This is a genomic window from Vibrio sp. QJM3NY_15, from assembly GCF_057785995.1.
In genome coordinates, this window is record NZ_CM173517.1 from 129,838 (window position 1) to 151,497 (window position 21,660).

The 21,660-nt window shown below is 46.5% G+C and carries 21 protein-coding genes; 15 read left to right on the forward strand and 6 right to left on the reverse strand.

Translation table 11 applies throughout. The features are described 5' to 3' along the window. Positions 1 to 21 precede the first annotated feature (21 nt). The 11 genes from gspD (at position 22) to AC3CKG_RS00615 (ending at position 10,686) form a co-directional block, all read left to right on the forward strand. Complete coding sequence (gene gspD / locus AC3CKG_RS00565; protein ID WP_017109211.1) at positions 22 to 2,046, forward strand: type II secretion system secretin GspD; 2,025 nt, start codon at positions 22 to 24, stop codon at positions 2,044 to 2,046. Next, positions 2,046 to 3,548 (forward strand): type II secretion system ATPase GspE, encoded by a 1,503-nt coding sequence (gene gspE / locus AC3CKG_RS00570; protein WP_017107891.1) that lies wholly within the window; start codon positions 2,046 to 2,048, stop codon positions 3,546 to 3,548. The genes gspD and gspE overlap by 1 nt, the downstream gene beginning before the upstream one ends. A gap of 1 nt (position 3,549) precedes the next feature. After that, entirely contained in the window at positions 3,550 to 4,770 is a 1,221-nt protein-coding gene (gene gspF / locus AC3CKG_RS00575) for a type II secretion system inner membrane protein GspF (RefSeq protein ID WP_281053232.1), read from the forward strand. A gap of 88 nt (positions 4,771 to 4,858) precedes the next feature. Continuing rightward, positions 4,859 to 5,302 (forward strand): type II secretion system major pseudopilin GspG, encoded by a 444-nt coding sequence (gene gspG / locus AC3CKG_RS00580; RefSeq protein ID WP_004735601.1) that lies wholly within the window; start codon positions 4,859 to 4,861, stop codon positions 5,300 to 5,302. 115 nt (positions 5,303 to 5,417) lie between these two features. Beyond that, complete coding sequence (locus tag AC3CKG_RS00585) at positions 5,418 to 6,011, forward strand: prepilin-type N-terminal cleavage/methylation domain-containing protein (RefSeq protein WP_488528635.1); 594 nt, start codon at positions 5,418 to 5,420, stop codon at positions 6,009 to 6,011. Next, positions 5,998 to 6,393, forward strand: a complete 396-nt coding sequence (gspI, locus tag AC3CKG_RS00590; protein WP_488528636.1) for a type II secretion system minor pseudopilin GspI — start codon at positions 5,998 to 6,000, stop codon at positions 6,391 to 6,393. The genes AC3CKG_RS00585 and gspI overlap by 14 nt, the downstream gene beginning before the upstream one ends. Continuing rightward, positions 6,380 to 7,147: a type II secretion system minor pseudopilin GspJ gene (gene gspJ, locus AC3CKG_RS00595; protein ID WP_488528637.1), complete on the forward strand. Its 768-nt coding sequence runs from the start codon at positions 6,380 to 6,382 to the stop codon at positions 7,145 to 7,147. Before gspI ends, gspJ begins: the two co-directional genes overlap by 14 nt. After that, a complete protein-coding gene (gspK, locus tag AC3CKG_RS00600; protein ID WP_488528638.1) occupies positions 7,131 to 8,180 on the forward strand; it encodes a type II secretion system minor pseudopilin GspK in 1,050 nt (349 codons plus the stop codon). Before gspJ ends, gspK begins: the two co-directional genes overlap by 17 nt. After that, on the forward strand, positions 8,149 to 9,396 hold the full coding sequence (gene gspL, locus AC3CKG_RS00605) for a type II secretion system protein GspL (protein WP_488528639.1): 1,248 nt from the start codon (positions 8,149 to 8,151) through the stop codon (positions 9,394 to 9,396). Before gspK ends, gspL begins: the two co-directional genes overlap by 32 nt. Before the next feature lie 20 nt (positions 9,397 to 9,416). After that, positions 9,417 to 9,905: a type II secretion system protein M gene (locus AC3CKG_RS00610; RefSeq protein ID WP_017086954.1), complete on the forward strand. Its 489-nt coding sequence runs from the start codon at positions 9,417 to 9,419 to the stop codon at positions 9,903 to 9,905. A 1-nt stretch (position 9,906) separates the two neighbouring features. Then, a complete protein-coding gene (locus tag AC3CKG_RS00615; RefSeq protein WP_065113307.1) occupies positions 9,907 to 10,686 on the forward strand; it encodes a type II secretion system protein N in 780 nt (259 codons plus the stop codon). A gap of 128 nt (positions 10,687 to 10,814) precedes the next feature. Here AC3CKG_RS00615 and cysQ read toward each other — a convergent pair whose 3' ends face one another. The 4 genes from cysQ to AC3CKG_RS00635 all read right to left on the reverse strand — a co-directional run bounded on the left by cysQ (position 10,815) and on the right by AC3CKG_RS00635 (position 13,952). After that, positions 10,815 to 11,642, reverse strand: coding sequence for a 3'(2'),5'-bisphosphate nucleotidase CysQ (gene cysQ / locus AC3CKG_RS00620; RefSeq protein ID WP_017109205.1), 828 nt, complete (start codon positions 11,640 to 11,642; stop codon positions 10,815 to 10,817). Between the two features lie 36 nt (positions 11,643 to 11,678). Continuing rightward, complete coding sequence (nudE, locus tag AC3CKG_RS00625; RefSeq protein ID WP_428781595.1) at positions 11,679 to 12,230, reverse strand: ADP compounds hydrolase NudE; 552 nt, start codon at positions 12,228 to 12,230, stop codon at positions 11,679 to 11,681. 314 nt (positions 12,231 to 12,544) lie between these two features. Beyond that, on the reverse strand, positions 12,545 to 13,129 hold the full coding sequence (nfuA, locus tag AC3CKG_RS00630; RefSeq protein ID WP_009848013.1) for a Fe-S biogenesis protein NfuA: 585 nt from the start codon (positions 13,127 to 13,129) through the stop codon (positions 12,545 to 12,547). Between the two features lie 109 nt (positions 13,130 to 13,238). Beyond that, a complete protein-coding gene (locus AC3CKG_RS00635) occupies positions 13,239 to 13,952 on the reverse strand; it encodes a ComF family protein (RefSeq protein ID WP_488528640.1) in 714 nt (237 codons plus the stop codon). Positions 13,953 to 14,045: 93 nt separating this feature from the next. Here AC3CKG_RS00635 and bioH point away from each other — a divergent pair, with 93 nt between their 5' ends. Together bioH and AC3CKG_RS00645 are read left to right on the forward strand one after the other, a co-directional pair. Beyond that, positions 14,046 to 14,822: a pimeloyl-ACP methyl ester esterase BioH gene (gene bioH, locus AC3CKG_RS00640; protein ID WP_488528641.1), complete on the forward strand. Its 777-nt coding sequence runs from the start codon at positions 14,046 to 14,048 to the stop codon at positions 14,820 to 14,822. Between the two features lie 338 nt (positions 14,823 to 15,160). Beyond that, positions 15,161 to 15,634: a hypothetical protein gene (locus AC3CKG_RS00645; RefSeq protein ID WP_017107878.1), complete on the forward strand. Its 474-nt coding sequence runs from the start codon at positions 15,161 to 15,163 to the stop codon at positions 15,632 to 15,634. A gap of 124 nt (positions 15,635 to 15,758) precedes the next feature. On the opposite strand, the gene AC3CKG_RS00650 is transcribed toward AC3CKG_RS00645, so the two are convergent. Together AC3CKG_RS00650 and greB are read right to left on the reverse strand one after the other, a co-directional pair. Further along, positions 15,759 to 18,089, reverse strand: coding sequence for a Tex family protein (locus AC3CKG_RS00650; RefSeq protein WP_488528642.1), 2,331 nt, complete (start codon positions 18,087 to 18,089; stop codon positions 15,759 to 15,761). 683 nt (positions 18,090 to 18,772) lie between these two features. Then, positions 18,773 to 19,252: a transcription elongation factor GreB gene (gene greB / locus AC3CKG_RS00655; protein ID WP_488528643.1), complete on the reverse strand. Its 480-nt coding sequence runs from the start codon at positions 19,250 to 19,252 to the stop codon at positions 18,773 to 18,775. A 178-nt stretch (positions 19,253 to 19,430) separates the two neighbouring features. On the opposite strand from greB, the gene ompR reads away from it, so the two are divergent. Then, the gene (gene ompR / locus AC3CKG_RS00660) at positions 19,431 to 20,150 is read left to right on the forward strand and encodes an osmolarity response regulator transcription factor OmpR (protein ID WP_009848007.1); all 720 of its coding nucleotides are present in this window, start codon (positions 19,431 to 19,433) and stop codon (positions 20,148 to 20,150) included. 145 nt (positions 20,151 to 20,295) lie between these two features. Next, positions 20,296 to 21,591 (forward strand): two-component system sensor histidine kinase EnvZ, encoded by a 1,296-nt coding sequence (gene envZ, locus AC3CKG_RS00665; RefSeq protein ID WP_017107875.1) that lies wholly within the window; start codon positions 20,296 to 20,298, stop codon positions 21,589 to 21,591. The last annotated feature ends 69 nt before the right edge of the window (positions 21,592 to 21,660 follow it).

Here is a 21,660-nt window from a genome sequence, read left to right on the forward strand (position 1 = left end):
ACGAAAGTGTAGGAGAAGTACGTGAAGCATTGGTTTAAGAAAAGTGCATGGTTATTGGCAGGAAGCTTAATCTGCACACCCGCAGCCATAGCGAGTGATTTTAGTGCCAGCTTTAAGGGCACTGACATTCAAGAGTTTATTAATATTGTTGGCCGCAACTTAGAGAAGACGATCATCGTTGACCCTTCGGTGCGCGGGAAAATTGATGTTCGTAGTTACGATGTGCTCAATGAAGAGCAATATTACAGCTTCTTCTTAAATGTTTTAGAAGTGTATGGCTACGCGGTGGTTGAAATGGACTCGGGTGTTCTTAAGATCATCAAAGCCAAAGATTCTAAAACGTCGGCAATTCCAGTCGTTGGAGACGGTGACACGATCAATGGCGACAATGTTGTTACACGTGTCGTGACCGTTCGCAATGTTTCAGTACGTGAACTTTCTCCTTTGCTTCGCCAGCTGAATGACAATGCAGGTGCGGGTAACGTTGTGCATTACGATCCTGCGAATATCATTCTAATTACTGGCCGTGCAGCTGTTGTTAATCGTTTAGCCGAGATCATCAAGCGTGTTGACCAAGCGGGTGATAAAGAGATCGAAGTCGTTGAGCTAAAGAATGCTTCTGCGGCAGAAATGGTGCGTATTGTCGATGCATTAAGCAAAACCACGGATGCGAAAAACACACCTGCATTTCTACAACCTAAATTAGTTGCCGATGAGCGTACCAATGCGATTCTTATCTCAGGCGACCCTAAGGTACGTAGCCGTTTAAGAAGGCTGATTGAACAGCTTGATGTTGAAATGGCAACCAAGGGCAACAACCAAGTAATTTACCTTAAATACGCAAAAGCCGAAGATTTAGTCGATGTGCTGAAAGGCGTGTCGGACAACCTGCAATCAGAAAAGCAGACTTCAACCAAAGGCAGTTCATCTCAACGTAACCAAGTGATGATCTCAGCTCATAGTGATACCAACTCTTTAGTGATTACAGCTCAGCCAGACATCATGAACGCGCTACAAGATGTGATCGCACAGCTGGATATTCGTCGTGCTCAAGTATTGATTGAAGCTTTAATTGTCGAAATGGCAGAAGGTGACGGCATTAACCTTGGTGTGCAATGGGGTAACCTTGATACTGGTGCTGTAATTCAGTACGGCAACACAGGCGCATCGATTGGTGGTGTGATGGTTGGTTTAGAAGAAGCCAAAGATACTGAAACGACTACCGCAGTATATGATGATAATGGTGCCTTCGTACGTAATGAAACGACAACCGAATCAGGTGATTATTCAACGTTAGCTTCTGCACTTTCTGGCGTTAATGGTGCTGCGATGAGTGTCGTTATGGGCGATTGGACAGCGTTGATTAGTGCGGTAGCAACCGATTCAAACTCTAACATCCTATCTTCTCCGAGTATTACTGTGATGGATAACGGCGAGGCTTCATTCATTGTGGGTGAAGAGGTGCCTGTTCTAACCGGTTCTACAGCAGGCTCAAGCAACGACAACCCATTCCAAACGGTTGAACGTAAAGAAGTGGGTATCAAGCTGAAAGTCGTGCCACAAATCAATGAAGGCGACTCGGTTCAGCTACAAATAGAACAAGAAGTATCGAACGTATTAGGTGCAAACGGGGCAGTAGATGTTCGTTTTGCTAAGCGTCAGCTGAATACGTCAGTGATTGTTCAAGATGGTCAAATGCTCGTACTTGGTGGTTTGATTGACGAGCGAGCACTGGAAAGTGAATCTAAGGTCCCATTCCTAGGCGATATCCCAGTACTTGGGCACCTGTTCAAATCAACCAGTACTCAGGTTGAGAAAAAGAACTTAATGGTCTTCATCAAGCCAACCATCATTCGTGATGGTATGACAGCCGATGGTATCACTCAGCGTAAATACAACTTTATCCGTGCTGAGCAGCTGTATAAGTCAGAGCAGGGCCTGAAACTGATGGATGACGATAACATTCCGGTATTGCCTAAATTTGGTGCAGAGATGAATCACCCGGCTGAAATTCAAGCCTTCATCGATCAAATGGAAACAGAATAATGGCTGAATTGGTAGGGGCGGCAAGTACTTATCAGCGCTTGCCGTTTAGCTTTGCAAATCGCTACAAGATGGTGTTGGAGTATCAGCATCCAGAGCGCGCACCGATACTTTATTATGTTGAGCCACTGAAATCGGCGGCGATCATTGAAGTAAGTCGTGTTGTGAAAAATGGTTTCACGCCACAAGCGATCGGCGCAGACGAATTTGATAAAAAACTGACGGACGCGTACCAGCGTGATTCGTCGGAAGCTCGTCAGCTAATGGAAGACATTGGTGCCGACAACGACGACTTTTTCTCTCTAGCAGAAGAACTGCCTCAAGACGAAGACTTGCTCGAATCGGAAGACGATGCGCCAATCATCAAGTTAATCAATGCGATGCTGGGTGAGGCGATCAAAGAGGGTGCTTCGGATATTCATATCGAAACCTTCGAGAAGTCACTGTCTATCCGCTTCCGTATTGATGGTGTATTACGTGATGTTCTTGCACCAAGCCGCAAATTGGCCCCGCTGTTGGTTTCGCGTGTCAAGGTTATGGCTAAGCTGGATATTGCGGAAAAACGCGTGCCACAAGATGGTCGTATTTCTCTGCGTATCGGTGGCCGAGCGGTCGACGTGCGTGTTTCAACCATGCCGTCTTCGCACGGTGAACGTGTGGTAATGCGTCTGTTGGACAAAAACGCCACTCGCCTAGATTTGCATAGTTTGGGTATGACGGCAGAGAACCACGAGAACTTCCGTAAGCTGATTCAGCGCCCACATGGCATCATCTTGGTGACCGGCCCAACGGGTTCTGGTAAATCAACAACCTTGTATGCTGGTCTGCAAGAGCTCAACAGCAATGAGCGAAATATCCTAACCGTTGAAGACCCAATCGAATTTGATATTGATGGTATTGGCCAAACACAAGTGAACCCTAAGGTTGATATGACCTTTGCCCGTGGTTTACGTGCGATTCTTCGTCAAGATCCCGATGTGGTTATGATTGGTGAGATCCGTGATTTGGAAACCGCCGAGATTGCAGTGCAAGCTTCTTTGACGGGTCACTTGGTTATGTCGACTCTCCATACCAATACCGCGATAGGTGCGATTACGCGTCTCCGTGATATGGGGATTGAACCTTTCTTGATCTCTTCTTCATTGCTTGGTGTTCTGGCGCAGCGCTTGGTTCGAACCTTGTGTAGCGAGTGTAAAGAACCGTACGAAGCCGACAAAGAACAGAAAAAGTTGTTTGGCCTGAAGAAGAAAGACAGCCTAACGCTTTATCATGCCAAAGGCTGTGACCACTGTAGCCACAAAGGTTACCGAGGTCGTACCGGTATTCATGAGCTATTGATGATTGATGATTCGGTACAAGAGTTGATTCACAGTGAGTCTGGAGAACAGGCAATTGAGAAGGCAATTCGTGGCACAACCCCAAGTATTCGCGATGATGGCTTGAGCAAAGTTCTGAAAGGGGTAACGTCCCTAGAAGAAGTGATGCGCGTGACCAAGGAAGTCTAGTATGGCGGCATTTGAATACAAAGCATTGGATGCCAAAGGTAAGAGTAAAAAAGGCTCGATTGAAGCAGATAATGCTCGTCAGGCTCGCCAAAGAATAAAAGAACTTGGCTTGATGCCGGTTGAGATGACCGAGGCTAAAGCAAAGACAGCAAAAGGTGCTCAGCCATCGACCAGCTTTAAACGCGGCATTAGTACACCTGATTTGGCTTTGATTACTCGTCAGATATCAACGCTCGTTCAGTCTGGTATGCCGCTAGAAGAGTGTTTGAAAGCGGTAGCCGAGCAATCTGAAAAGCCACGTATTCGAACGATGTTGTTGGCGGTTCGCTCTAAGGTGACGGAAGGTTATTCGTTAGCGGACAGTCTGTCTGATTTCCCTCACATCTTCGATGAGCTATTTAGAGCCATGGTCGCAGCTGGTGAGAAATCTGGCCACTTAGATGCGGTATTGGAACGACTGGCTGACTACGCTGAGAATCGTCAGAAAATGCGCTCTAAGCTGCTGCAAGCGATGATCTACCCAATCGTGCTGGTGGTGTTTGCGGTGACGATTGTTTCGTTCCTACTGGCTACGGTAGTGCCTAAGATCGTTGAGCCTATTATCCAAATGGGACAAGAGCTTCCTCAGTCGACACAATTTTTATTAGCATCGAGTGAATTTATTCAGAATTGGGGTATCCAATTACTGTTGCTGACCCTTGGTGTGATTGTTCTTGTGAAGACCGCGCTGAAAAAGCCGGGCGTTCGTATGAGTTGGGATCGCAAACTATTAAATATTCCGCTGATCGGCAAGATAGCGAAAGGGATCAATACCTCTCGTTTTGCACGAACACTCTCTATCTGTACATCGAGTGCAATACCTATCCTTGAAGGGATGAAGGTCGCGGTAGATGTTATGTCGAATCACCATGTGAAACAGCAAGTATTACAGGCATCAGACAGCGTTCGAGAAGGCGCGAGCCTGCGTAAAGCGTTGGATCAAACCAAGCTCTTCCCACCGATGATGCTACATATGATCGCCAGTGGTGAGCAGAGTGGTCAGTTGGAACAGATGCTGACAAGAGCGGCAGACAACCAAGACCAAAGCTTTGAGTCGACGGTTAATATCGCCCTAGGTATCTTTACCCCAGCCCTTATCGCGTTGATGGCAGGCTTAGTGCTGTTTATCGTGATGGCGACACTGATGCCAATGCTTGAAATGAACAATTTAATGAGTGGTTAACGTACTGCTCATCAGACGTTAGTTTTTGGATTATCGAGAAGAAGGACACCATTCCCCTTAACTCGCTATCTGCAATTTGGAGAAAATAATGAAAAATAAAATGAAAAAACAGTCAGGCTTTACCCTTTTAGAAGTCATGGTTGTTGTCGTTATCCTTGGTGTTTTAGCAAGCTTTGTTGTACCTAACCTTTTGGGCAACAAAGAGAAAGCGGATCAACAAAAAGCCATCACTGATATTGTGGCGCTAGAGAACGCGTTAGATATGTATAAGTTGGATAACAGCGTTTACCCAACAACGGATCAAGGCCTTGACGGGTTGGTGACAAAGCCAAGCAGCCCAGAACCTCGTAACTACCGTGACGGTGGCTACATCAAGCGTCTACCAAACGACCCTTGGGGCAATGAGTACCAATACCTAAGCCCTGGTGACAACGGTACGATTGATATCTTCACTCTTGGCGCTGATGGTCAAGAAGGCGGTGAAGGTATCGCTGCGGATATCGGTAACTGGAACATGCAGGATTTCCAATAAGCTTCGGCTTGTTGCTTGATTCGTTCCTGTTGCTTGATAAGTTATTAGGCTTGATAAGTTATTGAACTTGATGCCGTTATTTGATGTTAGGACATAAACAGATGGAGTCCACAAGGTGAAAACTAAGCAAACACAGCCAGGTTTCACCTTGATTGAAATTCTCTTGGTGTTGGTACTACTGTCAGTAACGGCGGTCGCGGTGATCTCGACCATTCCTACCAATAGCAAAGATGTTGCTAAAAAATACGCTCAAAGCTTTTATCAGCGAATTCAGCTACTGAATGAAGAGGCTATTTTGAGTGGCTTAGATTTTGGTGTTCGTGTTGATGAAAAGAAATCGACTTACGTTTTGATGACTTTGAAGTCTGATGGTTGGCAAGAAACTGAGTTCGAAAAGATCCCCTCTTCAACTGAATTACCAGAAGACCTCGCACTGACACTGACACTCGGTGGCGGCGCGTGGGAAGACGACGATCGCCTTTTTAATCCGGGAAGCTTATTTGATGAAGATATGTTTGCGGATCTGGAAGAGGAAAAGAAGCCAAAGCCACCACAGATCTACATCTTGTCGAGTGCCGAAACGACACTGTTTACGCTTTCCTTCTACCCAAATACTGGTGACACAATACAAGATGGTTGGCGTATTCGAGTGTTAGATAATGGTGTGATTAGACTGCTAGAGCCGGGAGAAGAAGATGAAGAGGAATAACCGTTCTCCTTATCGTTCTCGTGGCATGCCTCTTGGTTCTCGAGGAATGACTCTGCTTGAAGTATTAGTTGCGTTGGCTATCTTCGCTACGGCGGCGATCAGTGTGATTCGTGCCGTCACCCAGCACATTAATACACTCAGCTATCTAGAAGAAAAAACCTTCGCAGCGATGGTCGTTGATAATCAAATAGCCTTAGTCATGCTGCATCCTGAGAAGCTTAAAAAAGCGCAGGGCACGCAAGAGTTAGCGGGAAGAGAGTGGTTCTGGAAGGTGACTCCCATCGATACCAGCGATAATTTATTAAAGGCGTTTGATGTGAGTGCGGCAACCAGCAAGAAAGCGTCTCCAGTCGTTACGGTGCGAAGTTATGTGGTTAACTAAGAGCATGTGGTCAACTAAGAGCGTGTCGCTAAGTAAGAGCATGTCGGCAAATAAGCGTACGCCACGCAAACAAGGTCTATCTTCAAAAGGCAGAGGCTTTACCTTAATTGAAGTCTTGGTCTCGATTGCTATCTTTGCCACGTTAAGCATGGCGGCTTATCAGGTGGTAAACCAGGTGCAGCGAAGCAACGAGCTCTCAATCGAGCGCAGTGCTCGTTTAAATCAACTGCAACGTAGCTTAGTCATTTTAGATAATGATTTTCGCCAGATGGCGGTGCGACAATTTCGTACCAATGGTGAAGAAGCATCATCTAAGCTGATCTTAATGAAAGAGTATTTACTGGATTCCGACAGCGTTGGCATCATGTTTACTCGCCTAGGTTGGCACAACCCGCAGCAGCAGTTTCCTCGCGGTGAGGTGACGAAGGTTGGCTACCGCATCAAAGAAGAGACACTCGAGCGTGTATGGTGGCGTTACCCCGATACGCCTGCAGGCCAAGAAGGTGTGATTACTCCTCTGCTTGATGATGTCGAAAGCTTTGAAATCGAGTTTTATGACGGGAGTCGCTGGGGTAAAGAGTGGCAAACCGATAAGTCCCTGCCGAAAGCGGTGAGGCTCAAGCTGACACTGAAAGACTATGGTGAGATAGAACGTGTTTATCTCACTCCAGGTGGCACCCTAGATCAGGCCGATGATTCTTCAAGTAATGACTCTTCAGGCAGTAGTGAGGGGAACAATGACTCATCGAACTAATAAGCGTATAGCGACAAGGTTAGCCTTGGGACGCAAACAACGTGGTGTCGCGCTGATCATTATTTTAATGCTATTGGCGATCATGGCCACCATTGCTGGCAGTATGTCTGAACGTCTGTTTACTCAATTTAAACGCGTTGGTAACCAGCTGAACTACCAACAGGCCTATTGGTACAGCATTGGCGTAGAAGCGCTTGTGCAAGACGGTATTAGGCAAAGCTACAAAGACAGTGATACCGTAAACTTAAGCCAGCCGTGGGCGTTAGAAGAGCAAGTGTACCCACTCGATTATGGCCAAGTTAAGGGGCGAATAGTTGACGCTCAGGCGTGTTTTAATCTTAATGCCTTGGCTGGTGTTACGACGACTTCAAGTAACCAGACACCTTATTTAATCACGGTTTGGCAAACCTTGTTGGAAAACCAAGACGTTGAGCCTTATCAGGCGGAGGTCATCGCAAATTCCAGCTGGGAGTTTGTAGATAGTGATACCCGAACCACCTCTTCGTCTGGCGTAGAAGACAGCACGTATGAAGCAATGAAGCCCTCTTATTTGGCGGCGAATGGTTTAATGGCGGATGAATCCGAGCTACGAGCGGTTTATCAGGTCACTGGTGAAGTGATGAATAAGGTTCGCCCATTTGTTTGCGCTTTACCCACCGATGATTTCCGTTTGAATGTGAATACTCTTACGGAAAAGCAGGCGCCTTTATTGGAAGCGATGTTTGCCCCCGGTTTAAGTGAGTCGGATGCCAAACAGCTGATAGACAAACGCCCGTTTGATGGTTGGGATACGGTCGACGTATTTATGGCCGAACCTGCCATTGTTGGCGTGAGTGCCGAAGTCAGCAAGAAAGCGAAAGCATATTTAACTGTAGATAGCGCCTATTTTGAGCTAGATGCAGAGGTATTAGTTGAGCAGTCACGTGTACGTATACGGACGCTTTTCTATAGTAGTAATCGAGAAACAGTGACGGTAGTACGCCGTCGTTTTGGAGGAATCAGTGAGCGAGTTTCTGACCGTTCGACTGAGTAGCGAACCACAAAGCCCTGTGCAGTGGTTAGTTTGGTCGACAAGCCAACAAGAAGTGATAGCAAGCGGTGAACTGTCTAGCTGGGAACAGCTTGACGAGTTAACGCCTTACGCTGAAAAGCGTAGCTGTATCGCTTTATTGCCGGGAAATGAATGCTTGATTAAGCGTGTTGAGATCCCGAAAGGTGCTGCTCGCCAGTTCGATTCTATGTTGCCGTTTTTGTTAGAAGACGAAGTGGCACAAGATATCGAAGACTTACATTTGACTATTTTAGATAAAGACACGAGTCACGCTACCGTGTGTGGTGTGGATCGTGAATGGCTAAAACACGCTTTAGAGTTGTTTCGCGAAGCCAATATTATCTTCCGTAAGGTGCTGCCAGATACACTAGCCGTGCCTTTTGAAGAGCAAGGCATCAGTGCGTTGCAGATAGGTCAGCATTGGTTATTGCGCCAAGGTCACTCTCAACGTCAAGGTCACTATCAAGCCGTATCGATCAGCGAAGCATGGTTACCTATGTTTCTGCAAAGTGACTGGGTTGTCGCTGGTGAGGAAGAGCAAGCGACAACAATTTTCAGCTACACCGCGATGCCGAGTGACGACGTTCAGCAGCAAAGTGGTGTGGAGTGGCAAGCTAAGCCTGCTGAATTGGTGATGTCTTTATTGAGTCAGCAAGCGATCACAAGCAGCGTGAATTTACTGACTGGCACCTTTAAAACCAAATCTTCATTCAGTAAATATTGGCGTGTTTGGCAGAAAGTGGCGATTGCTGCTTGTTTGCTGGTGGCCGTGATTGTGACTCAACAAGTGTTAAAGGTTCAGCAGTATGAAGCGCAAGCCGAAGCTTACAGAGCTGAGAGTGAACGTATTTTTAGAGCTGTGCTACCAGGTAAACAACGAATTCCGACAATAAGCTACCTTAAGCGTCAGATGAATGATGAAGCTAAGAAATACGGTGGCTCCGGTGAGGGTGACTCCTTACTAGGTTGGCTAGCATTGTTGCCTGAAACCTTAGGGCAAGTGAAGTCGATCGAAGTTGAAAGCATTCGTTATGATGGTAACCGTTCTGAGGTTCGACTTCAGGCGAAAAGCTCTGACTTCCAACACTTTGAGACCGCAAGGGTGAAACTCGAAGAGAAGTTTGTCGTTGAGCAAGGGCCATTGAATCGCAATGGCGATGCCGTATTTGGCAGCTTTACTCTTAAACCCCATCAATAACCTACGTAAGGAGATCAGTGATGAGAAATATGATTGAACCACTCCAAGCGTGGTGGACTTCAATAAGTCAAAGAGAGCAACGATTAGTTGTTGGTTGCTCAGTTTTATTGGTGTTGGGTGTCGTTTATTGGGGGTTATTACAGCCACTCAGTCAGCGAGCTGAACTTGCACAAAGTCGTATTCAAAGTGAGAAGCAGCTTCTTGCTTGGGTAACGGACAAAGCCAATCAAGTGGTTGAACTACGAGGCAGTGGTGGCATCAGTGCCAGTCAGCCTTTAAACCAATCTGTGCCTGCTTCTATGCGCCGTTTTAACATCGAGCTGATACGCGTACAACCACGTGGTGAGATGCTGCAAGTGTGGATTAAGCCTGTGCCATTTAATAAGTTCGTTGACTGGCTGACATACCTGAAAGAAAAGCAGGGTGTTGAGGTTGAGTTTATGGATATTGATCGCTCTGATAGCCCTGGGGTTATTGAGATCAACCGACTACAGTTTAAACGAGGTTAATGTGAAACGCGGTTTATCTTTCAAATATGGCTTGTTATTCAGCGTCATTTTTATCGTTTTTTTCTCAGTAAGCTTGTTGCTGCATTTGCCTGCCGCTTTTGCTCTCAAGCATGCGCCCGCTGTGCGTGGTTTAAGCATTGAAGGCGTTGAGGGCACCGTTTGGCAAGGTCGCGCTAACAATATTGCGTGGCAGCGTGTCAATTACGGCTCAGTGCAGTGGGACTTCCAGTTCTCTAAACTATTCCAAGCCAAAGCCGAGCTTGCGGTTCGCTTTGGTCGTAACAGCGATATGAACTTATCCGGTAAAGGTCGTGTTGGATATAGCATGAGCGGTGCTTACGCGGAAAATTTAGTCGCATCCATGCCAGCAAGAAACGTGATGAAATATGCGCCGGCTATCCCAGTCCCCGTTTCTATTGCGGGACAAGTTGAACTGACCATCAAACACGCAGTTCATGCTCAGCCTTGGTGTCAATCGGGCGAAGGTACGCTTGCTTGGTCTGGTGCAGCTGTCGACTCGCCAGTGGGTTCATTAGACCTCGGCCCTGTGATTGCGGATATTACCTGTGAAGACAATACCATTGCAGCTAAAGGCATACAGAAGAGTGAGCAAGTGGACAGTGAGTTCTCTGCGAGCGTAACGCCTAATCAAAGCTACACCTCGGCGGCATGGTTTAAGCCAGGTGCTGAATTCCCATCAGCGATGCAGAGCCAGCTTAAGTGGTTGGGCAACCCTGACAGCCAGGGTAAATATCAGTTTACTTACCAAGGTCGTTTTTAGCCCGGTATCGACTTTTGAGCTAGCATACGCTGGTTATCACATAACGAGATATAAAAAATGGGCACCTCAATGAGGTGCCCATTTTGTTTGAATGCTTAACTGCTTAACCGCGACCAGAGCCCTCGAGTTTAGTCTTTACCTTGTAAGATTTCTGCCCAAGGTAAGTCCGCATCGCCAAGCACAATGAAGTTTGGATTCTCTAGAGTATCCCTTTCATTGTAAGAGAGCGGCTCTAATTGAGTGCTTAGGATTCGGCCTCCGGCTTCTTCAACAATGCACTGGGTTGCAGCTGTATCCCACTCTCCGGTTGGTCCAATACGTAGATAACAATCCACAGCGCCTTCTGCGACTAAACATGCCTTAAGCGCTGCTGAGCCAAGAGGAACCAAGTCGTAGTTCCAAGCAGAGCTCATACGACTAGTGATGCGGTTGATGTCTTGACGACGACTGATCGCCATCGCGATGGATTGGTTTGGCAGTTCATGGCGGTGTGTCTTAATCTTCACACTGTCATTAAGGTCTGGGATCTTCCAAGCGCCTTTGCCACTGTAAGCGTAATAGCTCACACCTGAAACGGGTGCGTACACGACGCCCATTACCGGCTTGTTATGCTCAATTAAGGCAATAATTGTCGCGAAATCACCACTTCTTGCAATGAACTCCTGCGTACCATCTAGCGGATCAACCAACCAGTAACGATCCCATTGAGAGCGTTGCTCTAGGCTGATGTCGGCGTCTTCTTCGGATAATACGGGAATATCAGGCGTCAATTCACTGAGTTTTTTTAATATCAGCTTATGTGCTGCAAGGTCGGCGCTGGTGACCGGAGTGTCATCACTCTTGGTGAACTCTTCGTAATCCTTTTTCTCATAGATCTCTAAGATGAGTTGTCCAGCCGATCGTGCGATCTCAATGACTGGAGGGAGGAGGTGAGACAAATCTTTTGTTATTGGCATAAATATTCTCTTACTCTTCGAGCGAGCCTGAATGTTCTAGTTATTGTTTAATACACGAAGGGCTAATAGTAGAGCTGTAATACTGCGAGCCTCACAGAAGTCGAGATGCGTTAACAGTTCTTCGGCTTGAGCAAGTGGCCAGCGGACAATGTCTAGTGGCTCTGGCTCATCACCTTCTAGCTTCTCTGGATAGAGTTCTTCTGCGATAAACAGCGTCATTTTGCTAGAGAAATAAGAGGGGGCGAGAATCACTTCTTTTAAAGGCGTGAGTTTATTAGCGCCAAAGCCAATCTCTTCTTTTAGTTCACGAACCGCGGCTTCATTTGGTCGTTCGCCGGGATCAATCAGTCCTTTTGGGAAGCCGAGTTCATAGCGTTCAGTACCCGCAGCGTATTCACGCACCAACAGAATATCGCCTTGCTCAGTAATCGGAACCATCATTACTGCGTTGCGACCGCTGGGTTTCATGCGTTCGTAGGTACGCTCTACACCGTTGGAAAAACGTAAATCGAGAGACTCGATAGAGAATAGTTTTGATTGAGCGACAGTTTGTTGAGCCAAAATTTCTGGCTTGGTCCTTTTTGTCATTGCGCTCGCTCCTTAGCTCATTGGAATTCTTTCTTATAAAGTCATTCTAATATAGGGGAAATAGAGTTGAGTTCCTAGATCCTAGTTTTCATATCCTGAAATTATTGAATCAGGAACCGATTGCGATCACTTGAATACCTTACTCCAAATGGTAACCCGCTCGTCATTATTTGCATTGAACGAGAAAAAGACGGTTCGGAAGTACTCTGCTGTTTTAAACACAAAAAAAGGTTGATGCTTGCGCATCAACCTTTTTATTGAATCTTTAACTTTCTACTGGCTAAGACTGTATGAGTGCTTAGTCGTAAAAGAGCTTAGTAGTAAGAGTGCTCACCGCGATCGTGCTCAGTTGCATCACGAACGGCAGTCAATTCGCCTTCGAATTGTTGAAGAAGTTCTTTCTCGATGCCTTCTTTAAGCGTTACATCAACCATAGAACAACCGTTACAACCGCCGCCGAATGCAACGATAGCTGCACCTTCTTCAGTGATCTCTACTAGGCTAACGTGACCGCCGTGGCCAGCAAGCTGTGGGTTCACTTGTGTTTGGATTGCATACTCAACACGTTCGATCAACGTTGCATCGTCTGATACTTTACGCATCTTCGCGTTTGGTGCTTTAAGTGTAAGTTGAGAGCCCATTTTGTCTGTAACGAAGTCAATTTCAGCTTCATCTAGGAATGGTAGGCTTAGCTCATCTACGTACGCAGAGAAAGCTTCAAAAGAAAGCTTTGTGTCAGACGCTTCGATAGCATCTGTTGGGCAGTAAGAAACACCACACTCAGCATTTTGCGTACCTGGGTTTACCACGAACACACGAATGTTTGTACCTTCAGGCTGCTGTGACAGCAGATTGGCAAAATGAGTTTGAGCGGTTTCTGTAATAGTAATATTTGACACGACGAATACCTGAGTAGATTTGTAGGTTATTAGCGCCATTCTACTCCTGTCAGATTTGTAATTCAGCCCTTTTTTGTTGGATTGCTGTACAAGTAGTGATTCACACTATTTATCCAGAGGGCTCAGGAGTGCGGCAGATACAGTAAATATCAATCCTTTTCACGCCCACTTCAAGTAGTAATTGGCATAATTGATACACTGTACTGCCTGTGGTTACAACATCATCAATTATTGCAATGTGAGGATAATCAGTCGCTTCAAAGTCGCGATGAAGAAGCGTGAAAGCTCCGTTCAGGTTACTCAGCCTTATAGACTTAGTTAACCCTTGTTGAGAAAGCGTGGCGCGATTTCGCCGAAACAATACATCACTTTTCACCCCTAATTCTTGAGCGGTATAGTTTGCCAGTAACTGGCTTTGGTTAAAGCTGCGTTGAATGTATCGCGTCCAATGTAAAGGAACACTGGTAATCAGCGGGGCTGGATGGTCAATGCGTGAGGCTAACAACTTCGACAGATCGCGAGCAAACCAAAACTTATCGGAATACTTCATCTGCTGAATATAGTGCGCGGTTGGGAAGGTGTAATCGCCCACACAATAGAGACGATGCCAGGGTGGCGGTTTAGATAAACACTGACCACATTGCTCGACAGTGGTCAGTGTTTTTAAGCCACACCGCTGGCAGCGCGGCATTGGCTCGAAGAGATTAAGACAATCATTACACCATCGCGGATGAGCATCATTGGGGGATTTATCCAATTTACACAGGTGACATTGAGGTGTGACCAGCCGTGGTGTGTGTTTTTGTAGCCAATCAGATAACATAGCTCGCAGTGCTTTTGGGTTATGGTGTTCTTTTTACTCACCATACTGAAACGTACCCTTGATGGTGGATGAAATAAGTAGGGAATATTGAGAATGAGTGACGCGTTGTATTGGCATGTTTCAGGGCAAGGACCCGATTTGGTACTGGTCCACGGTTGGGGAATGAACGGTGCGGTATGGCAACAAACTGTGAATGCGCTAGAAGCTGATTTTCGAGTACATGTGGTGGATTTACCGGGGTATGGACACAGCGCGCATTGCCACGCTCAAGATCTTGAAGATATTGCTCAGCAACTATTGGTCGACGCTCCCAAGCAAGCGATTTGGGTGGGGTGGTCATTGGGTGGTTTGGTCGCAACGCATATGGCTCTCCATCATTCTGATTACGTGAGCAAGTTGGTGACTGTCGCCAGCTCCCCTAAATTCGCGGCCGAAAAAGAACCCGTATTATGGCGAGGTATTCAGCCAAACGTATTAACCGCATTCACCGAGCAACTGGTTGAAGATTTTCAGACCACCATCGAACGCTTTATGGCACTGCAGGCCATGGGCAGTCCTTCTGCAAGGCAAGATGTTAAACAACTCAAGCAAGCGGTGCTGTCTCGTCCGTTGCCGAACCCTGACTCTTTATTGGCGGGCTTAAAGATGCTGTCTGATGTCGACCTACGTGAACAATTACCTCAGATTTCAGTACCGATGCTGCGCTTGTATGGCCGACTGGATGGTTTGGTGCCAATAAAAGTCGCCAAAGATTTGGGTGCCGCACTGCCTCATACCGAGCAATACATCTTTACTCAGTCCTCGCATGCACCATTTATGACCGAAGCAAATGCCTTCTGCAGTGAACTGATCAGCTTCGCGCAAAAATAATCGCTAAATTTATCGCTGACTTGGTCGATATATAACCTAATACCAATCACAGTAAGTAAGTGTTCAAAGATAGCGTAGGAAAAAGGTTTGAGAACAAGGCAGAGCTTTTTGATAAGTAGTTATTCTACAATCAAAAATTCTAACGCCGTTATCGAGCATTTTAACAAGCTAGGATGAGCAGTTATTTACTACGATTGGTATAACCAAAGCGTTGCATGATACTCAGACCTCACTCTCTCCTGAGCTGATTGCGGTAAGTTTTGGGCTATGCCTGTTGTGTAACTCAACACAGCAGTGTTATGGCAATAGTGATGGGCGATTCTTGAGGAGAGTTCGCGATGATTGTGTCACCTGCAACTGCAGTAAGTGTGCCACTGATCGCCCCATCCGTTAATGTGCAAACAGAGCAAGTTGCGCGTGATAATAGAGTTCGAGAGCCTGTCGCTCCCGCAGTAGCATTGGCCAAAACCAATGCAGAACGAAAGGTAAAACCGGACGATAAACGAAGGCAGCAGTCGGCTTGGGATCCTTCAGACCATCCTGGTTATGAAATGGATAATGAGTCAGAAGCCAATTCGATTAGCCATGAAGAACCTCAAGATCCTTTTGATAGGTTATTCAGCTTGTTGGCACTGAAGACATACAGTGCCGACCAAGGAAAAGGCTATACCATGCGTTTTCGCCTGCCAAAGCATGTTTTAGATGCGGCGATCCAGGAGGGACAGATGGAGAAACGACGTAAGGTCATAAAATACCATTATGGTCATGCTGTTGCGCCTCATGCTCCATCAGAAATGCTGATTGTGTTGTAAATCGAAAACTTATGACCCAACCAAACTTCGATGTCTTTTTTGAACACATAATAAAAACCTGCATACCCTAAGGGATGCAGGTTTTTTGTTTTAGGCGAATCAGTTTGCCAGATGCGCTAACGGATTATTTCTTCGCTTTAGCAAAGGCAGCTGCGAAAGCACCGCCCATCGCAGCGTTTTGTTGCGGCTCCTCACGACGGCGTTGTCCACCTTGTGAGTTTTGATTTGGTCGGTTTTGCGTACGAGGTGCACTTGAACGTTGAGCTCGATTATCTTGTCCAGGTTCATCTTTCATGCGCATGCTTAGTGCAATACGTTTACGCTGAACATCCACTTCCATCACCTTCACTTTCACGATATCACCGGCTTTCACCACTTCACGTGGGTCAGCGACAAAGCGATCGGTCAGCGCTGAAATGTGTACCAAGCCGTCTTGGTGAACCCCAATATCTACGAACGCACCAAAGTTTGCCACGTTTGAAACCACACCTTCTAAGATCATGCCAGGTTCCAAGTCAGACATGCTATTTACGCCATCGGCGAACGTTGCCGTCTTGAATTCAGGACGAGGATCTCGACCCGGCTTATCCAGTTCTTTGATGATGTCGGTTATTGTCGGTACACCAAAATTCTCATTAGTGTAATCAACCGCATGTAAGCCACGTAAGAAGTCTGTGTTACCTACCAGAGATTTGATGTCTTTGTGGTTTTTCTCGGCGATGGTTTTTACCAATGGGTAAGCTTCTGGGTGAACCGATGATGCATCTAACGGGTTCTTACCATCCATGATACGCAGGAAGCCGGCACACTGTTCAAAGGCTTTTGGCCCCAAACGAGCGACCTTTTTCAAGGTAGTACGTGCTTCAAAGCGACCGTTTTCATCACGGAAATCCACGATGTTTTGAGCGATGGTGCTAGAAAGACCAGCTACGCGGGTTAGAAGCGCGGCAGAAGCGGTATTCACATCAACACCAACCGCGTTTACACAGTCTTCGACAATCGCATCTAGGCGCTTAGCGAGCATAGTTTGGCTAACGTCGTGTTGGTATTGGCCCACACCGATCGATTTAGGGTCAATCTTCACTAGCTCTGCCAGTGGATCTTGCAGACGACGCGCAATAGACACCGCACCACGAATCGATACATCCATGTTCGGGAATTCTTTCGCCGCTAATTCAGAAGCAGAATAAACTGATGCACCCGCTTCGCTAACAATGATTTTCTGTGCTGTTAGGTTGCCACGCTTAATCACATCAGCAACAAAGCTGTCTGTTTCGCGTGAAGCCGTACCATTACCAATCGCAATCAAATCAACATTGTATTGGCGAACCATCTGCTCAACCACGTGTGCAGATTTGTCGTATTGCTTTTGAGGTGGGTGAGGGTAAATGGTCTCTGTTGCCAAAACCTTGCCGGTTGAATCCACCACGGCGATTTTCGAACCAGTACGTAAACCCGGATCTAAGCCTAAGGTTGCACGAGGGCCAGCAGGCGCCGCCATCAACAAGTCTTTAAGGTTGGTTGCGAACACCTCAATCGCTTCGATTTCACCGCGTTCTTTCATCGCGCCCATCAATTCGGTTTCCATGTGCATAGAAACCTTGATGCGCCATGCCCAGCTAATCACTTGCTTACGCCATGCATCTGCAGGAGCGCTGCTTAGAGTAATACCATAGTGATCAGAGATGATGTTTTCGCAGTATGAACCGCGTACACCTTCTTCTTGTTCTGGATCAGCATTCATTGCCAACGTTAGGAAGCCTTCATTACGGCCACGCAACATGGCAAGCGCACGGTGAGAAGGCACTTTGTTAAGTGTTTCGTTGTGTTCGAAATAGTCTTTGAATTTCTCGCCAGCTTGCTCTTTGCCTGCCACGACACGTGAAATGAGCTCAGAGTTACGAGTTAGATGTTGGCGAATCTTTTCAAGTAGGTTTGCGTCTTCTGCAATACGCTCCATCACGATTGCACGTGCGCCATCCAGTGCGGCTTTAGTATCAGCAATGCCTTTATCGCTACTGATGAAGTTAGCGGCTTCGGTTTCAGGGTCGTGTTGTGGTTCATTCCAAAGTGTATCGGCAAGTGGCTCTAAGCCTGCTTCGATTGCGATTTGACCTTTGGTACGACGCTTTGGTTTGTATGGCAGGTATAGATCTTCTAGGCGAGTCTTACTGTCGGCTTGAGTGATATCACGTTCCAGTTCTGGCGTGAGCTTGCCTTGGTCTTGAATCGACTTAAGAATCGTTTGGCGACGATCGTCGAGCTCGCGAAGGTATGAAAGGCGACTATCAAGGTTACGTAGTTGGGTATCGTCTAAGCCACCCGTGACTTCTTTACGGTAGCGGGCAATAAAGGGAACGGTGTTACCGTCGTCAATTAGGTTTACTGCGGCGGTGACTTGCTCTGAACGAACATTCAGTTCTTCAGCAATCAGTCGACAGATAGCTTGGCTCATCCGATGAATCTCTTATTTAATATCATGACAAATACATGGGGGTGAGCGTACGCTTTTTCTAGCTTTGGCTGTGTAATTATCCTGTCAGAAGTCTAATTTCCGTTTGTGATACCCACTTTGTGCGAGATCTCTCACACGTGGTGTGCGACTAAGTCACTTTAAATCGATGAAATCGTCTTAAAACAAACCTAACTTACTGATTTTATTTGATTGTGTGTTTGTGGGCGAATTTCTCACCTGAAATATTTTTTGGGACTGTCTAGGAAAGTCGCCCAAATACCGTAATATTTAACTTGTCGACAGGGAGTTGGCAGGAACAGGAAAAAGCCTAATGGACTAGGTATCTTCAGGATGAAGATTTGATTACTTAGGATGAGTGGTCAGCAAGGAAGTTATAATCTCTGGATGAGATTCGCCAGTCAGGATGACAGGCTAGAATGGACACCGCTAGGATGGCGATGAACAAAAAGGAAATTGGTTAAAGGATTTAGCCACTATCAAGGAAAGATGCAGGGAGCACCTTATCTCGAAGAGATAAACAGTAGCCGGATTGCTGCGATAGAGACTTAACCCCGTCAGGCGAAAGCCTAGCGGGGTTTTCTTTTATCTGGAGTTTGTGATTTTAGAGCGTGTGCTTTAGCTTCTGTCGTTGGCTGCTGTCGGCAAGTCAGAGGGTGGGACGGTTAACTTTCTACGTAGTAAATCGCGTTAATGAACCACTCTTTATCACCTTCCGGTGTGGTTACCGTAAATTCATCATCCACTTCTTTCTTTAGCAGAGCTCTAGCCATTGGTGAGTCGATAGAGATATAACCTTTAGCATCGCCGTAGATCTCTTCAGGTCCTACAATGCGAAACTTCTTAATTTCCCCATCATCATTTTCAATTTCGACCCAAGCACCGAAAAATACCTTGCCTTCTTGTTGTGGCGAGTAATCCACGATAGTGACATCAGGTAGGAATTTGCGTAGGAAACGCACTCGGCGATCAATCTGACGAAGTAAACGCTTATTGAACGTGTAATCGGCATTTTCTGAACGATCTCCAAGGCTTGCAGCCCAAGTGACTATCTTAGTAATTTCTGGACGCTTCTCGTGCCATAAGTGGTCATGCTCTGCTTTGAGCTTGTTATAACCTTCTCGGGTGATAAGTTTGGTTTTCATAAATCTGACTTAATGAAATGATGATCTAAGATAGAATATATAGAAAGGCAACATACGTTAACAATTATTTAGGCGACTTTTTCTCCAATAATGTTACATTTTTAATGTCTTATACCAATATACAATGTACCAAGAATGCTTAACCTTAGGTTTAAGCTTTAATAGGTGGAACCATTACATGCAAGAGAACTACAAAATTTTAGTGGTCGATGACGATGCTCGTTTACGTGCACTGTTAGAACGCTATCTGTCAGAGCAAGGCTTTCAAGTGCGTAGCGTGGCAAACAGTGAGCAGATGGACCGCCTGTTAACCCGTGAAAATTTTCACTTGATGGTATTAGATTTAATGTTACCAGGCGAAGACGGTCTATCGATCTGTCGCCGTCTAAGAAACGCAAACAACTCGCTACCAATCTTGATGCTGACCGCAAAGGGTGACGAAGTGGATCGCATTGTGGGTTTGGAAGTAGGTGCAGATGATTACCTGCCAAAACCATTTAACCCACGTGAACTGCTTGCTCGTATCAAAGCGGTAATGCGTCGCCAAGTAATTGAAGCACCGGGCGCGCCAAGCACAGAAGAGTCTGTGGTTGAGTTTGGTGAATTCCGCCTAAATCTAGGTACGCGTGAAATGTTCCGCGGTGAAGAGCCGATGCCTCTTACCTCAGGTGAATTTGCGGTTCTGAAGTCACTGGTCACTAACGCTCGTGAGCCAATGTCTCGCGATAAGCTGATGAACATGGCGCGTGGCCGTGAGTATTCAGCAATGGAACGTTCTATCGATGTTCAGATTTCTCGTCTGCGTCGTCTTGTTGAAGAAGATCCAAGCAAACCCCGTTATATCCAAACGGTGTGGGGCTTGGGTTATGTATTCGTTCCAGATGGCAAAGCTGTGTAATCTAGCTTTGCTTGTTCTGTGATTCAGAATTCTTTATTTACGGGTCATCTCATTAATATGCGATGGCCCGTTTTGTATTCAGCACAATGGTTTACAGCTATAGTTCCCACTATATCCCTTTATCCTCCCTCACTTTAGGTCCCCTATGCGCATACGTAGCTCCTTTACTCAGTCGATAGTGCTCTTCTTAACCCTGTTGGTTGCTAGCCAAGTTTTCTCTTATTACGCCGTATTCAACTATGCCTTGATGCCGAGTTTGCAGCAGTTCAATAAGATTCTGGCTCACGAGTTAAACCTAGTATTGGATCAAGGCAGTGATATCGAAATCGATGCGCCACTGCGCCAGCGTGTGCTTGAGCAACTTGGGGTGACCGTTCATGCCAAAGACAGTGAAGCATCGGGCGAGTATTACCATGCGATGGCGATTGACCTAATGAGTGAGGAAATGACCAAAGAGCTAGGTTCTGAAACGGAAGTTCGGCTGATTCTAGGTAAAGAGAGTTACGTGCTGTGGATGGACATCGCTCAGTTGCCTAACTCATTGATTCGCATTCCTCTGTCTGAATTACAAGAAGAGGACTTCGCACCTCTGTTTCGCAATAGCTTGATCATGGCGATGTTGATTGTTGCTGGTGGTTGGCTGTTTATCCGATTGCAAAATCGTCCTTTGATAGCGTTAGAGACAGCAGCGCAAGGGGTAGGGCGTGGCGACATTCCACCGCCACTACCAGTGCAGGGGGCGCAAGAGATTCGCTCGGTGACTCGAGCCTTTAATCAGATGTCGAAAGGCATTCAAGAACTGGAAGAAGATAGAGCCCTGCTGATGGCGGGTATCAGTCATGACTTGCGTACGCCACTGACCCGCATTCGCTTGGCCACTGAAATGATGTCGCCCGAAGACAGCTATTTAGCGGAAGGGATCATCAGTGATACTGAAGAGTGTAACGAGATCATTAGTCAGTTTATGGACTACCTAAAGCCCGTTGATCGAGAGTCATTCCAAGCGGTCTTTGTCGATGATATTGCCCGTGAAGTGTCCAGTTCAGAAGGCGGATACGAGATACAGATTGAAACCGATATTCCGGAAGCAATGAAACCTGCATTAGGTAACCCGATTGCGATGAAGCGTGCCGTGAGTAACTTGGTGGTGAATGCACTGCGTTACGGCAATGGCTGGGTGAAGGTTTCGACGGGGATGACGGCCGATAATAAATTGGCTTGGGTAACCGTTGAAGATAACGGCCCTGGGATCCCGCAAGACCAAGTGGGTAAGTTGTTTGAACCGTTTACGCGTGGTGATACCGCTCGTGGCAGTGAAGGTACTGGCTTAGGTTTAGCGATCGTCAAACGTATTGTCAGTCAGCACCAAGGTGCTGTTGTGGTCAATAACCGCAGTGAGGGTGGCTTGAAGGCGCAGATCAGTTTCCCTGTTAAGCCGTAAGCTAAGTTTAATGGTTTGGCGAGTCGGTTGGGTTTCGACTTGGAGATCCCCGACTCGGTCATTCTTCCC